General features: G+C 40.6%; 13 protein-coding genes. 7 read left to right on the top strand and 6 right to left on the bottom strand.

What is annotated here, in order from left to right:
- Positions 1–130: 130 nt before the first annotated feature.
- Complete coding sequence (locus A9P82_RS09440; RefSeq protein ID WP_156522652.1) at positions 131–454, top strand: DUF6686 family protein; 324 nt, start codon at positions 131–133, stop codon at positions 452–454.
- Positions 455–606: 152 nt separating this feature from the next.
- Here the strand turns inward: A9P82_RS09440 and gcvH are convergent, their stop codons facing one another.
- Positions 607–987 carry a glycine cleavage system protein GcvH gene (gene gcvH / locus A9P82_RS09435; RefSeq protein ID WP_066207179.1) on the bottom strand — a complete coding sequence of 127 codons (381 nt, stop codon included), beginning with the start codon at positions 985–987 and terminating at the stop codon, positions 607–609.
- 288 nt (positions 988–1,275) lie between these two features.
- Between gcvH and ileS the strand changes: the two genes are divergently transcribed.
- The 6 genes from ileS (at position 1,276) to tgt (ending at position 8,258) form a co-directional block, all read left to right on the top strand.
- Complete coding sequence (ileS, locus tag A9P82_RS09430) at positions 1,276–4,698, top strand: isoleucine--tRNA ligase (protein ID WP_066207176.1); 3,423 nt, start codon at positions 1,276–1,278, stop codon at positions 4,696–4,698.
- 4 nt (positions 4,699–4,702) lie between these two features.
- Positions 4,703–5,650 carry a TraR/DksA family transcriptional regulator gene (locus A9P82_RS15440; protein WP_156522651.1) on the top strand — a complete coding sequence of 316 codons (948 nt, stop codon included), beginning with the start codon at positions 4,703–4,705 and terminating at the stop codon, positions 5,648–5,650.
- A 72-nt stretch (positions 5,651–5,722) separates the two neighbouring features.
- Entirely contained in the window at positions 5,723–5,872 is a 150-nt protein-coding gene (locus A9P82_RS15655; protein ID WP_197492137.1) for a hypothetical protein, read from the top strand.
- Between the two features lie 54 nt (positions 5,873–5,926).
- Positions 5,927–6,745 (top strand): 5'/3'-nucleotidase SurE, encoded by an 819-nt coding sequence (surE, locus tag A9P82_RS09415; protein WP_231891134.1) that lies wholly within the window; start codon positions 5,927–5,929, stop codon positions 6,743–6,745.
- A 19-nt stretch (positions 6,746–6,764) separates the two neighbouring features.
- Positions 6,765–7,019, top strand: a complete 255-nt coding sequence (locus A9P82_RS09410) for a hypothetical protein (RefSeq protein WP_066207167.1) — start codon at positions 6,765–6,767, stop codon at positions 7,017–7,019.
- Positions 7,020–7,118: 99 nt separating this feature from the next.
- Positions 7,119–8,258 (top strand): tRNA guanosine(34) transglycosylase Tgt, encoded by a 1,140-nt coding sequence (tgt, locus tag A9P82_RS09405; RefSeq protein WP_197492136.1) that lies wholly within the window; start codon positions 7,119–7,121, stop codon positions 8,256–8,258.
- A gap of 10 nt (positions 8,259–8,268) precedes the next feature.
- Here tgt and A9P82_RS09400 read toward each other — a convergent pair whose 3' ends face one another.
- The 5 genes from A9P82_RS09400 to A9P82_RS09380 all read right to left on the bottom strand — a co-directional run bounded on the left by A9P82_RS09400 (position 8,269) and on the right by A9P82_RS09380 (position 15,443).
- The gene (locus tag A9P82_RS09400) at positions 8,269–9,804 is read right to left on the bottom strand and encodes a TSUP family transporter (protein WP_197492135.1); all 1,536 of its coding nucleotides are present in this window, start codon (positions 9,802–9,804) and stop codon (positions 8,269–8,271) included.
- Positions 9,805–9,824: 20 nt separating this feature from the next.
- Positions 9,825–11,480 carry an NADPH-dependent assimilatory sulfite reductase hemoprotein subunit gene (locus A9P82_RS09395; RefSeq protein WP_066207163.1) on the bottom strand — a complete coding sequence of 552 codons (1,656 nt, stop codon included), beginning with the start codon at positions 11,478–11,480 and terminating at the stop codon, positions 9,825–9,827.
- 80 nt (positions 11,481–11,560) lie between these two features.
- On the bottom strand, positions 11,561–13,261 hold the full coding sequence (locus tag A9P82_RS09390; protein WP_066207160.1) for a diflavin oxidoreductase: 1,701 nt from the start codon (positions 13,259–13,261) through the stop codon (positions 11,561–11,563).
- A gap of 10 nt (positions 13,262–13,271) precedes the next feature.
- A complete protein-coding gene (gene cobA / locus A9P82_RS09385; protein ID WP_082915297.1) occupies positions 13,272–14,108 on the bottom strand; it encodes a uroporphyrinogen-III C-methyltransferase in 837 nt (278 codons plus the stop codon).
- Positions 14,109–14,201: 93 nt separating this feature from the next.
- The gene (locus tag A9P82_RS09380; protein ID WP_066207155.1) at positions 14,202–15,443 is read right to left on the bottom strand and encodes a sulfate adenylyltransferase subunit 1; all 1,242 of its coding nucleotides are present in this window, start codon (positions 15,441–15,443) and stop codon (positions 14,202–14,204) included.
- Positions 15,444–15,470 lie beyond the last annotated feature (27 nt).

Below are 15,470 nucleotides of genomic sequence, written 5' to 3'. Positions count from 1 at the left end.
ATTTGAACTATTCAAATCCTGCTCTGTTTTTTCTGACAGAAAAAAAATTCCGCATTGCGTAAATATCTTTTCCGCATCTCGAAACTCTTTTCTTTTGATGCTGCGCACCTTTGTACTGAAACAGAAAATTATGTGCGACATACAAACAATGTTTTTCGATAAAGACGGTTACGTGGTCTTTTGCAGACATTGCAAATGCTATCAGGTGGGTTACGGTACAATGTTGTTAAACCTGTCTTCCTACGATTTTAAAATGCTGATGAACGTTTTAAAGAATGAATGCGATATAGACGATTTGTCCGTAGAAGAAAACGCTAAAACCATTGTTATTCCTACGTCTTCACAGGAAACCTATATGATATTCACTAAAAAAGAAGCCTCGCGATTGCTTGCTATTTTAGAAGAGGCGGACAATGAAGTGAAAACGGAACAGTTGCTCAGCCTGTTCCAATAATATTAAGTCCGGGCAAATAATCCGCAACGTTTTAAACCTTTCGGCAAAATGATTACAGCGGATTATTTGTTCCGGCACAAATTAGTTAGAAAAATAAAAGAGAGATACTCTGAATAAAGTATCTCTCTTTAAATATATCTAAATGCTGTAAATTATCCCACTAATGCCTGATATGCAGCAGCATCCATTAAGCCGTCGATATCTGCGGGATTGGCAAGTGCTAACTTTATCATCCAGCCTTTTTCGTAGGGGTCTGTATTAACCAGTTCCGGCTGATTTTCCAAATCGGGATTTATTTCCAGTATTTTGCCCGCAACGGGAAGAAATAAATCGCTTACCGTTTTTACAGCTTCAACAGTTCCGAAAACTTCTTCGGCTTGCAGGTCGTTGCCGATGGTGTTGATGTCCACATAAACAATGTCGCCCAGTTCGCTTTGTGCAAATTCGGTAATGCCTACAAGCGCTGTATTGCCGTCAATAACTTTAATCCATTCGTGGTCTTTTGTGTACTTTAATTCTGCAGGAAATGCCATAAAATATTTTTTAAGTGCTGCAAACCTACAAGATTTTTTGAAATAAAAATGAAGCAAAAAATTAAAGCGCTAAAAAATATTTAGATGGTTTTTAATGGACCTTGTTTCGGAATGAGGAAGCGAAGCAACTTTGCTCCGATAAAGTTAGATTTCGTTCCAACATAAAAAATATATGAACAACATACGCTATGCTATAAAATGGCAGAGTGTAGGGCATTAGAATATTTGCATCCAAAATATTTGTAACTTTGCACACATTTTATCAATATATTACACGGATTTTCTTTTATGGCTAATAAATATAAAGAATTTTCATCACTCAATTTGCCGGACATCGAGAAAGAAATGCTGGAAGTATGGCAGTCCGGGCAGGCATTTGAAAAAAGCATTTCGCTACGCGAAGGCGCTAAAACTTTCGTTTTTTACGAAGGTCCGCCAAGTGCAAACGGAATGCCCGGCATTCATCATGTGATTTCCCGCACTATTAAGGATATGATTTGCCGTTACAAAACCATGAAAGGTTTTCAGGTGCAGCGCAAAGGTGGTTGGGACACGCATGGTTTGCCTGTGGAATTGGGTGTGGAGAAAGAATTGGGCATTACCAAAGAAGACATCGGCACGGGTAAAAAAGATAAATCCGGCAACGAAGTTACCGTTGAATATTACAACCAAAAATGCCGCGAAGCGGTGTTGCGCTATAAAGACAAATGGGATTTGCTCACGACCAAAATGGGTTATTGGGTGGATTTGAAAAATCCGTACATCACATTTGAAAACAATTATATCGAGTCGCTTTGGTGGCTGCTGAAAAAGTTGTACGACAAAGGTTTGCTGTATGAAAGCATCAGCATACAACCTTATTCGCCTGCAGCAGGAACAGGTTTGAGTTCGCACGAACTGAACCAACCGGGCACATACAAAGACGTAAAAGATACGAGTGCGACCGTTGTTTTCAACGTTGTCAAAAACGAAAAATCACAATTTCTTTTTGATAAAACGAACGGCGAAGAACTTGGTCTCATGGCTTGGACTACCACGCCCTGGACGTTGCCTTCCAATCTCGGTTTGACGGTAGGCGCAGGTATTGATTATCTTTTAGTTCAGACCAAAAACCCTTACACGGAAATTGACCAGAATGTTGTCATTGCCAAAGCATTGTTCCATAAATATTTTGAAAATCCGTTGAATCTTTCTCTCGAAGAAGGCGATGCGGAAATATTTGAAAACAGCGACGGCAAGAAAAAACATTTCGGCTGGAAAATATTAAAGACTTTCAAAGGCAAAGATCTTGAAGGCGTTTCCTATCATCAACTGATGCCTTACGAAGCAAATCAAACCGATAATCCGAATGCATTCAAAGTATTGCTCGGCGATTTCGTTACAACAGAAGACGGAACGGGCATTGTACATACTGCGCCTGCGTTTGGCGCGGACGACTATAAAGTCGGGCAGAAATCCGGCATCGGCATATTGGTAATGGTGGACAAAGAAGGCAAATTCATCGACGGACTTGGCGAGTTCAGCGGACGATATGTAAAAAACTACAAGGACGATCCGAATTACGAAGATGTGAACGTGGATATTTGTGTAAAACTGAAGAAAGAAAACAAAGCTTTCAAAGTTGAAAAATACGAACACAGCTATCCGCATTGCTGGCGCACCGACAAACCGATTTTGTATTATCCGTTGGATGCATGGTTTATTAAAACCACCGCGTTGAAAGACAGAATGGTTGAATTAAATAAAACCATTAACTGGAAACCAAAATCGACTGGCGAAGGACGTTTCGGCAACTGGCTGGAAAATATGGTGGACTGGAATTTGTCGCGTTCTCGTTTTTGGGGAACGCCGTTGCCCGTGTGGCGTACTGAAGATAAAAGTGAAGAAATCTGCATCGGCAGCGTGGAAGAATTAGAAAAAGAATTACAGAAATCTTTTAATGCAGGTGTTTCGCAAGTCCCTCCTTCGGAGGGATTTAGGGAGGCTTTGGATTTACATAAACCTTACGTGGACGATATTACATTAGTTTCTCCTTCGGGAAAACCGATGAAGCGCGTTTCCGAGTTGGTAGATGTTTGGTTCGATAGCGGCGCGATGCCTTTTGCACAATGGCATTTTCCGTTTGAAAATAAAGAAGTTTTTGCAGATAACTATCCTGCGGATTTTATATGCGAAGGCGTTGACCAAACACGCGGCTGGTTCTATACGTTACACGCCATCAGTTCACTCGTCAAAGAAGATGTTATTGATGAATTGAAAAATGCAAATCTTCCGACAGAAAATGTGGACGGTCGCGCATACAAAACCGTTGTTTCAAACGGATTGGTGTTGGACAAATACGGCAACAAAATGTCCAAACGTTTGGGCAATACCATTGACCCTTTCGACACAATTGATACTTACAGCGCGGATGCTACACGTTGGTATCTGATGACCAACGCATCGCCTTGGGACAATCTGAAATTTGACCTCGACGGCATCAAGGAAGTACAGCGTAAATTCTTCGGAACATTATACAACACTTATCAGTTTTTCGCGTTATATGCCAATGTTGACGGATTTTCGTTTTCCGAAGCATATACTCCTGTAAATGAACGTCCTGAAATCGACCGTTGGATTTTATCATCGTTGCATTCTTTAATTAAAAATGTAACAGAGAATTTAGATAATTACGAACCCACTTTGGCGTTCCGTGCGGTGGAAGAATTTTTGGATGAGCATTTGAGCAACTGGTACGTTCGTTTGTGTCGCCGTCGTTTTTGGAAAGGCGAATATGAAGCGGATAAAATTGCGGCATATCAAACGCTTTATGAATGTCTGGAAACTTTGACAAAATTAATAGCACCGCTTTCGCCGTTTTTCAGCGATGAAATTTTCAGAAATCTGAACGCAGTTGCAAAACGATTTGAAGTAGAAAGTGTGCATCATTCCGATTTTCCTATGGCTGATGAATCGCTGATTGATTTGTCATTGGAAGAAAGAATGCAATTAGCACAAGACACATCTTCTTTGATTCTTTCATTAAGAAAAAAAGAAAATATCATCGTTCGCCAGCCTTTGCAAAAAGTGTTGATTCCCGTGCTGAATCCCGAAATGCAGGCTCAATTTGAAAAAGTGGAAGATTTAATCAAATCCGAAACGAATATCAAAGAAGTGGAATATATAACCGACGCACACGGCATCATTCATAAAAAAATAAAAGCCGATTTTAAAGCGCTCGGAAAACGTTTAGGCGGAAAAATGAAAAAAGCCGCCGAGCTTATCAATAATTTTTCGCAGGACGATATTGCAGCATTGGAAAAAGACGGTTTTTTCAAAATAGATATTGACGAAGAAATTATCGAAATCACGCCTGCGGATGTAATTATTACGGCGGAAGATGTGCCGGGTTGGAGCGTCGCAGGCAAGGGAAATTTGACAGTCGCGCTCGACATTACCATTTCCGAAGAGCTCAAACAGGAAGGAATCGCGCGAATGTTTGTAAATCGTGTACAAAATATCAGAAAAGAATATAAATTTGAACTCACAGACCGTATCTTTGTTAAAGTAGCGGAAAATGAAAAAGTGCGTGCAGCGATTGAAAAATTCAGTAATTACATTTGTTCTGAAGTTTTGGCAGACGAATTGCAATTCGTTCCCAATTTACAAGATGGAACAGAGATTGATATAGACGACACAACACTCAAAGTTAGTGTCAGCAAAAACAGTTAAGTCTATGGCTACAAAAAAGAAGATTGCCACTAAGAAGCCGGTAAAGACTGTCAAAAAAGCAGTTAAACCCGCACCTAAGAAAGCAGCTAAGCCGGTTGCGAAAAAAGCCGTTGTTACGAAAAAACCGGCTCCGGCAAAAAAAATTGCGCCTGCTAAAAAAGCGGTTGTGAAAAAAGCCGTTTCCGTTAAAAAGGTAGCTGCTAAAAAAGTTGCGCCTGTGCAAAAGAAAGCGGTAGTTGCAAAAAAGCAGGTTGCAAAAAAGCAGGTTGCGAAAAAAACGATTGTAAAAAAATCGATTCCCCTTAAAAAGGAAGCGGTAAAAAAAGTTGTTGCTCCTGCAAAAAAGCCGGTTGCGGTACCCAAAGCAAAAGCCATAGTAGAAAAGAAAAAAGAAACAAAATCCGTAAAAAAAGAAAACATTTCATCTGTGGCAATAAAAAAACCAGAAAAGAAAAAAGAAGTTCCTTTTAAAGAAGTAAAAGTGCCTAAAACAAGTGTAAAAACGAGCAAGCCTTATTCTCCGGGTTATCAGCCGTTGGAAGAGCGCTCGGTAAGTGGCAGCGATAATGGACCGGTATTGCGCTACTCTGATGCAGAACTGGAGGAATTCAGAGCTTTAATCAATAAAAAGTTGGAAGACGCTTCACGAGAGGTCGCTTATTTGCAAGGTATTATTACCCGCAAAGACGATATGGGTAGTGATGTGGAAGGTCGTTATATGACAATGGAAGACGGTACTGTAAGCATGGAACGCGAACAAATGAGCCAGATGATGAGCCGCCAGATTTCTTTCATCGACAACCTGAAAAAAGCATTGATGCGCATCGAAAATAAAACGTATGGCATTTGCCGCGTTACAGGGAAATTGATTGACAAAGCCCGCTTGCGTGCCGTACCTCATGCGACACTCAGTCTGGAAGCAAAGTTGGGGCTGGTACAATCCAAAGAGTAAAAAATTCAATTATCTTTTTAACCCCAAAAGCAGTTGAATTATTTTTCGGCTGCTTTTTTTAGCAAAAATTTTATGCAAGAATTAGTAAATAAGTTAGTAGAACAAGCAAATCTTTCGCCTGAACAGGCAGAAAAGTCCGTTGAAGTAGTTATCGATTTTGTAAAAGAAAAATTCCCGATGCTTAGCGGGGCTGTTGACCAGATTTTTGGCAAGAAAGAATAATTGTCAAAAACATAACGCTTGCTTTACACCAAGTAACTTAAAAATTAACTTAGTTTGTTACCGGAAGTTATGTCGAAAGGAAAGAAAAAAGAAAAAGAGCCTGTAATATTAATCGTGAATGACGATGGCATTTTGGCGCCGGGCATTCGCGCATTGGTAGAGGCGGTGCGTGGACTGGGAAAAATTGTGGTAGTAGCACCGGACAAAGCCCAAAGTGGTATGGGACACGCTATTACCATCGGACAGCCGTTGCGCTTGACAAAAGTGGACGTTTTTGACGGTATTGAAAGTTACCAATGTTCCGGTACACCTGTTGATTGTGTGAAACTCGCGGCGGATAAAGTGCTGCATAAAAAACCGGAGATTTGTTTAAGTGGAATTAATCATGGAGCCAATCATTCTATCAATGTGATTTATTCCGGTACTATGTCAGCGGCGCTGGAAGCGAGTATTGAAGGCATTCCGAGTATCGGGTTTAGTTTGCTCGACCATAGTGTGGAAGCCGATTTTTCCGCAGCTAAATATTATGTACGTCTTTTGGTCAATGAATTGCTGGGTAAAAAATTGGATAAGCATTTTTGTTTGAATGTCAATATTCCCGCCATTCCGCTTGAATTAATCAAAGGTGTAAAAGTATGCAGGCAAGCTTATGCCAAGCATCAGGAAGATTTTGAAGAACGCATCGACCCGGCAGGAAAAAATTATTATTGGCTCGCGGGAGAATTTGTTAGCTTTGATAAGAAAAAAGATACGGACGTGTGGGCGCTGGAAAATAATTATGTAAGCGTGGTGCCTGTACAGTTCGACCTGACTAATTACAAATTAAAAACTGAGCTGGATAAAAAACTTCATTTCGATATTCGCAAAAGATAATCTGAAAACGGGCGTACTGTTGGGATTGGTTGCACCGGTTATCGGCGTGTTGTTATTTTATTATGTCAAGTTTTTTCCTACTTTTTCTTTTTCCGAATATTTTCATGCACTATTTGACAATAAATCGCTGCTGACGGCAGTTTCCAGCATTTCGCTGATGTTGAATGTAGTGCTTTTTACTATTTACATCAATCGTAAAATCGATAAAACGGCAAGAGGAATTTTCCTCATTACCTGTATTTATATTCTTGCAGTAATTATCTATAAATTATAGCTTTTTAAATGGCTTTGTTGGGCAAAACAATTTGCCTACGAATCACACCCGGTTTTTACGCCAACTTCTTTTACAACCAATTTCATTTACCTTTGCCCAATGGCAGCATTGCAATTTTCTCTCCGCTCAAAAGACAATCATACAAAAGCCCGCGCAGGAAAAATTACCACAGACCACGGCGAAATTCTTACACCTATTTTTATGCCCGTAGGCACCGTAGGCAGTGTGAAAGCTGTAAACCAGCAACAGCTGAAAAGTATTGTAGCTGCGCAAATTATTCTTGGCAACACGTATCATTTATACCTGCGTCCCGGAACGGACGTTTTGGAACAAGCCGGCGGTTTGCATAAGTTCAATGGTTGGGACAAGCCGATTCTTACGGATAGCGGTGGTTATCAAGTTTTTTCTCTTTCAGGAACAAGAAAAATTAAAGAAGAAGGCGTGATTTTTCAATCGCACATCGATGGCAGCCGACATTTATTTTCTCCCGAAAAAGTAATGGATATTGAGCGCAGCATCGGTGCAGATATTATTATGGCTTTTGATGAGTGTCCGCCTGCAGGTTGCGAATATATTTATGCGAAAAAAAGCATGGAACTTACGCATCGCTGGCTCGACAGATGCGTTGCACGAGTAAACGAAACCGAAGGCAAATACGGTTATACGCAGAACCTTTTCCCGATTGTTCAGGGCAATACGTTTAAAGATTTGCGCACGGCTTCGGCGGAATATATTGCTTCTAAAAATGCTGTGGGCAATGCTATCGGCGGTTTGAGCGTAGGAGAGCCGGAAGATGTAATGTATGAGTTTACAGCGCTTTGCTGCGATATTTTGCCGCAGGCTAAACCGCGTTATTTAATGGGTGTGGGCACACCATGGAATATTCTCGAAGGTATTTCACTCGGCGTGGATATGTTTGATTGTGTGATGCCTACGCGCAATGGTCGCAACGGAATGTTGTTTACATCGCAAGGCGTTATCAATATTAAAAATAAAAAATGGGCAACCGATTTTTCGCCGATTGATGATGGTTTTGTATGCGAAACGAGCAATTATTATTCAAAAGCATATCTCCGCCATTTATTTGTAAGTCAGGAATTGTTGGGTTTACAGTTGGCGAGCATACATAATCTTGCTTTTTATTTATGGTTGGTAGGCGAAGCAAGAAAACATATACTTGAAGGCGATTTTGCAAGCTGGAAAAATGAAATGGTTGTACGATTAAAGCAGCGTTTGTAACAAATTATTTTTACAAAAAGGCAGCGAAAATATTGCGCAGACTGCAAAGCATTACCAGAATGCCCACACAAATAAACATGGTTTTTAAAGGAAATTTTCCCGATAGTTTTGCGGCAATAGGTGCAGCAATCATTCCGCCGAAAATCAATCCCGCAATTATCTGAAAGTGCATTTGATGAAATACGATAATGAATGTTGCGGTGCTTGCAATAGAAGTAAAGAATTTTGTAAAGGTAGATGAACCGATAGTGTATAACGGGTCGCGCCCACCGGAGATTAAAGTGCTTGTAACAAGCGGTCCCCAGCCGCCGCCAAACGCATCCAAAAAACCGCCGACGAATGCAACAGGACGGACGTTGATTAATTTTCTCTGCCGTTGCATCCGTAAATTTTTAAATGCTTTTTTCAGGATTTTAAACCCTAAATAAAAAGTATAAGCTGCAACAAGAGGCTTTGAATACGCACCGAAAGTCTTGCCCAATGTGCCGATAAATATTGCGCCAAGCACCGCGCCTACTGCACCCGGGATAACCAATGCTACCCACAATCTTTTATTGACGTGTTTATATTTATAGTGGCTGATGCCTGCCGTACCTACGGAAAACATTTCTGCCATGTGAACGCTGCTGCTGATACCCGCAATCTGAATACCGGAAATACTTGATAACAAAGTGGTAGATAATACGCCGTAACCCATACCCATGGCGCCATCGACTAACTGTGCAAGAAAGCCTGCCGCGAACATCCAAAAGAAATTTGTATCTAAACTGTTTGACAGATAATGAAAGCTATTATCAATCCAATGAACAGGTAAAACAAAACCGAATAACCAATAGCCGAACAACATAATTGCTAAAACTGACATTGCATATAAACCGGCTTTCTTCCAAAACGAAACCCGTAACACAAGCGGCTTTTGAACGGTTTCTTTTTCTTTCGGTTTGATTAAAATTTGCGTAACCTCATTCAGCTTTTCCACTTTGGAATGAAAATCTCCGTTCAGGCTTTTTCTTAATTGCTGAAGATTGTCCAAAGAAGTTTCCAACTCTTCGGGCAACGATTGATTAATAATTTCTTTTAACCGCTTCGCGACGGTCGGCGATTTTCCATTGGTAGAAATAGCAACTTTAATGCTGCCTTTTGAAGCAATCGAGCCTAAATAAAAATCGCACAGAGCTGGCTTGTCGGCAACGTTTACTAAAATATTTTTTTGTTGCGCATCTGCTTTTATTTGTTGCGCTAAAGCAATATTATTTACGGCAATAATTGCAATATCACAATTGTTCAAATCACTGTTGTCATAAGGCTTTTCAACGATTTGGATATTTTCTTTATTGCTGAATAATTGCTTAAAATCTTCATTTACCTTTTTTGCGACAACAGTAACTTTCGTTTCCGGCGCGTTGGACAAAACGGCTGAAAGCTTCTCCACGCCTACATTTCCGGCGCCAATCAACAGTAAATGCAATTGCTCCAATTTTAAGAAAATGGGGAACAACGGATTTGTTGTTGGTTGAACGATATGTTTAGTTGTTGTGTTAGACACGCATTTATAATTATTCATTCTTAATTAACAATGCCTTTTCTTACCACAAAATCCCCGAAACTTTCTTGCGCATTTTTCTGCGAAGCATAGCTTCCAAGCAAATTATCCAACTCACTTAAAATGCTTTCTTCGTCCAAACTCTCTTTATAAATTTTGTTCAGTCTTTCGCCGATGCTGTCTGCGCCAAGCATCAAATTATAATGCCCGGAAGCCGTGCCTACAAAACCTATTTCCGCAGCGTAAGGTCGCGCGCAACCATTTGGACAACCCGTCATGCGAATAGAAATATTTTGATTGTTTAATTGATGTTTGTTGATAAGTGTATCAACTTTATCAATCAACGAAGGCAAATATCTTTGACCTTCCGCAAGTGCCAGCGGACAAGTGTTTAACGCGACACAAGCAATGGATTCTTTGCGAATTAAAGATGCGTTTTCCGTTGCTTTAACAACGCCGTATTTTGTCAAAATCTCATCAACCCAAGCCTTATCTTTTCCTTCAACATCGCTTATGATAATGTTTTGATTTGCCGTAAAACGGAAGTTGGCTTTACGCGCTTCGGCTATTTCCAAAAACGCTTGTTTGAAAGAAACATTGTCGCCGTCATATACTCTTCCTGTTTCCACAAAAGCGGTGTAATACCATTTATTTTCATGATTTTTTGCCCAGCCGAAATCGTCAATTCTGTGTGTAAATTTATAAGGCTTTGCAGGCTGAAACGTAATGCCCGTACGCTTTTCCACTTCTGCTTTAAACACATTCAAACCCAATCTATCAACTGTATATTTCAATCGCGACAACTTTCTGTCTTCACGATTTCCGAAGTCACGCTGCGTTGTGGCAATTTCATAAACCACTTTATCCAAATCTTTTTTATCGATATAACCAAGCATAGATGCCAGGCGCGGATAAGTCGCGCTGTTACCGTGCGTTGTTCCCATGCCGCCGCCTGCAGCAACATTGTAACCGATTAATTTTTTATTCTTGACAATCGCAATCAACGCAACATCATTTGTAAAAACATCCACATCATTATAAGGTGGAATTGCTAACGCAATTTTGAATTTGCGCGGCAAATAACTGTCGTGATACAAAGGGTCTTCTTCTACTTTTTCCGAAATCTTTTCTTCGCCTACGAAAATTTCGTAATACGCTCGTGTCTTGGGTTTCAGCAGTGCACTCAACTTGTCCGCCGCTTCAAAAACTTCCTGATGAACAGGCGATGCCTTCGGATGTGCGGTTGCCAAAACATTTCTGTTTACATCGCCGCAAGCCGCGATAGAATCGAGTTTCATCAAATTAAATTCCTTGTGCGTAGGCTTTGTATTTTGCTTTAAAATGCCGTGCAGTTGCACCGTTTGGCGTGTCGTAATTTTAATAATGCCTGTCGAATATTTTCCCGCAATATGATGCAGGCTTTCCCATTGTTCCGCCGTGAGAAAACCGCCGGGCAACCGCAATCGTAACATGAAAGACCACAAACGGTCGAGCTTTTTCTCGGCGCGTTGTTCGCGCCTGTCACGGTCGTCTTGCAAATACATTCCATGAAATTTTACAAGCGCCTGGTCGTCTTCACGTATTGCGCCTGTATATTCATCATTCAGGCTTTCGACCAAAGTGCCGCGTAAACCTTTGCTGTTCTTTTTTATTTTTTCTAATGGAGATTCATTGCTCATTACTGTTGTCCGTTATCAGTTATTTGTTATCCGTTTTTATAATCCGGTAAATCTTTAAATCCTTTAAATCATGGTTCAGACTAATACACATCTTTCAACAATCGTCCCTCTTCTTTCAATTGTTCAAAATAGGTCTCAGCCTGCGATTCATCAATGTTTTTTTGCTGCGCAATAATTTCAATCAATGCTTTTTCAACGTCCACACTCATCGGTTCTTTTGCGCCGCAGATGTAGATGTACGCACCGTTTTCGAGCCAGTCAAAAACATCCGCCGAATGCTGTAGTAATTTGTGCTGCACATAAATTTTATGTTCCTGGTCGCGCGAAAAAGCGGCATTAAATCTCGTGAGCAAACCTGTTTCAATGAATGATTGAATTTCGGTTTGATACAGGAAATCGCTTGTGAAATGTTGGTCGCCGAAGAAGAGCCAGTTTCTTCCCGAAGCGCCCTGTGCATCGCGCTCAAAGAGGAACGAACGGAACGGCGCAATGCCTGTGCCGGGACCAATCATAATCACATCTTTATGCTCCGCAGGAAGACGGAAAATTTTATTCGGATGAATGTAAAAATTGATTTTTGTTTCCGTATCTAACTGCGAAAGATAACCCGAACACAAACCAACTTCTTCCTTATCGTTCACAATAAACTTATCTCTTGCAACCGTGATATGAACTTCGCCAGAATGTGCCTCCGGAGATGAAGAAATCGAATACAAGCGCGGCGCAATGGGTTCCAAAATTTGCAATACCTGTATAAATTCATCTTCGTTTTTAACGGGATAAATTTTCAATAAATCAGTAAGATTAATTCTCGTTTCGGGGATGTCCTGCTGAACGATTGAAGCATATTTTTTTACCACTCTTTCGTGCAGATAAATGATTTGCAGTTTCTTTGTCAAAAGTTCTGAAACGCTGTATTCATCATCTTTCCAGGCGATTTTAGTATCTGCATCAACGTTGGTTAAATGCAAAATTTCTTTCACAACAGCCTTCGGATTTTCGGGAACAATTCCCAAAGCATCGCCGGAATTATACGCAGCATCTTCCGCCGAAATTTCTATATGATATGTTTCTTTATTGGAATCAATATCATTCAAATTGATGTTGGTAACAATTGTTCCTTCATATATTTTCTTTCCTGTCGATTTCGCGGAAGCCTTTTGTGGCGTTGGTTTCGCGTCGTTGTTATTTAAAAGCGAAATAGTTTTTTCAAACCATTCATTTGCCGCATCTTCATAATCGGTGTCGCATTTTTGTAAATCGATAATGCGTTTTGCGCCGCGCAAAGCCAACTGTTCATCCACATCTTCACCAGCTTTGCAAAACAAAGGATATGATGTATCGCCTAAGCCAAGCACGCCGTATTTCAGCTTGTTCAACTGCAAGTCATTTTCGTGAATCGCATTATAAAATTTCGCTGCGGAAACAGGCGGTTCGCCATCGCCTTGCGTACTGATGACAACCAATAAATATTCCTCTTTCGGTAAATCGGAAATGCGATATTGGTCTGCCGAAACGAGCTTTGTTTTAATGCCTATTTTTTTAGTTGTTGAAGCAAATTTTGTGGCAACAGATTTTGCATTTCCTGTTTCGGTTGCATACAAAATCGTGAGCTTGTCAATCTTGGTTGTAACGGACACATTATTCTCTACAATGCCCGAAACATCAGGGTTTGAAGCATTTAGCAAGCCCGTTATAAATCCGTTCATCCAGATTAATTCTTCTCGTGAAGCGGACTTAATCAAATCATTAAAAATTTCTTTTTTCGTTTCGTATAACATTGCAAAAACTTTATGCGCTTAATTTGTTTTCGTTGATAACTTCGATGTGTTTTCTTGTCGCAGGACGGAAATAATTTTCATCAACCTTGCTGTTTTCTTTCCAGGAAAATTCTTCGTGCAGGTTCACAACTTTGCCCACGATAATTAAAGACGGAGAAACAAAATCATGTTCGGGCTTACTCCTTTTTAATTCATCAAAATCATGCACAAACACTTTTTGATACGTCGTTGTTGCTTGCTGCACAATCGCAATTTTTTTATTGTTGGAAATATTGTGCTGAATAAATTGTTCCGCTAAATCATACCAATTTTCGCCGGACATATAAAATACCAAAGTATCTTCCGTAGTTGCCAGTTCGTTCCAATAATTCTCAGAAAATTTATTGTGCGAATAAGTTACGAAACGCACGCTGCGCGCGTGATTGCGCGCCGTCAACGGAATGCCTGAATACGCCGAAGCGCCCGATGCCGCCGTGATTCCGGGAATAATTTCGTAATGAATTTCATGCTCTACAAGCGTGTATAATTCGTCCAAAACATTGGAAAAAAAGGCAACATCGCCGCCCTTCAAACGAACCACCAATTTGCCTTGAGATGCTTCATCTATCAGCATCTGGTTGATTTCTTTTTGTGAAACGGATTGCGCATTGTTACAGCCTTCTTTGCCCACGAAAATAATTTTTGCCAACGGCGATACGTGTTCATGCAAGATTTCTTCGCTTACCAATCGGTCAGTCAAAACCACATCGGCGCGTTGCAGCGCACGCGCGGCTTTCAGCGTGATCAGTTCCGCGTCGCCGGGTCCTGCGCCCGCAATAATTACTTTCCCTTGAGCAATTTTTTTCACTTATTAAAATCTATGTTTTGTATTGAGATTGCTTCGTTGCGCTCGCAATGACGCGAAGAAAAACTTTCAATTTTCAATTCTTCATTTTCAATTTTATTGCAACATCGCTGCGGCAACTGTTACCAGACTCGTTTGGTCAATCAATATCGCTCCGCCGTTTTCTCTTAAAGAATTATATGCGTCGTAAGCTAACGGCGACGCGGTTTTCAGCTTTACTTCAACTACTTCGTTCAACGATGCGCTGCTGATTTCATATTCTTTTTTCAGCTCGTTTACATCAAGCTTGTACTTGATTTCTTTGACGATTGCAGGAACGACTTTACTGTTGTGCTGCAAAAAATATTTACTTCCGATGGTCAAAGGTTTTTCGTCCATCCAACAAATAATTGCATCAATATCCTGCGATACTTTTAAGTTGTCATCGGTTTTCACAATGCTGTCTCCACGACTGATGTCCACATCTTCTTCGAGATGCAGTACCACACTTTGCGGAGCATAAGCTTCATCCACTTCTTTGTTGTTAAGTTCAATTGCTTTAATAATCGCTTCTGCACCTGACGGAAACACTTTTACTTTATCGCCTTTTTTATAAACGCCGCTTTGAATTTTTCCCGCATAGCCGCGATAATCGTGGAGTTCATCGATTTGCGGACGAATCACATACTGAACAGGAAAGCGCGCATTGACCAAATTATGATTTCCTTTTACTTCCACTTCTTCCAGATATTCGAGCAAAGGGCTGCCTTTGTACCAATCAATTTTTTCGGAAACATCTACAATATTATCGCCGTCCAACGCGCTGATAGGAACATATACAACATCGTTTAAATTCAATGCCTGCGCCACTTTCGCGTAATCTTCCACAATGTTGTTATACACTTCTTCTGAATAATTGACCAAGTCCATTTTATTAATCGCGACTACAACGTGCGGAATATTCAGCAACGATGCAATCAAGGAATGCCTGCGTGTTTGTTCCACAACACCGTTGCGCGCATCTACCAAAATGATGATGAGGTCTGCGTTTGACGCGCCCGTAACCATGTTGCGTGTGTACTGAATATGACCCGGCGCATCGGCAATGATGAATTTTCTTTTAGGCGTGGAAAAATATTTATACGCCACATCAATCGTGATGCCTTGTTCGCGTTCGGCGCGCAAACCGTCGGTAAGCAAAGCCAAATCAACCGTTCCGTTGTTCTTTGCTTTGCTGCTGCGTTCGATAGCTTCGAGCTGGTCAATCAATATATTTTTACTGTCGTAGAGCAAACGCCCGATAAGTGTGCTTTTGCCATCATCAACACTGCCTGCCGTTAAGAATCTTAATAAGTCCATATTTTCTAATTGAGAATTAATAATTAG

Source organism: Arachidicoccus sp. BS20 (genome assembly GCF_001659705.1).
In the GTDB taxonomy this organism is placed as follows: Bacteria; Bacteroidota; Bacteroidia; order Chitinophagales; family Chitinophagaceae; genus Arachidicoccus.
Note: the sequence above shows the minus strand (reverse complement) of the source record. Positions and strands in the feature narration are given on the sequence as shown.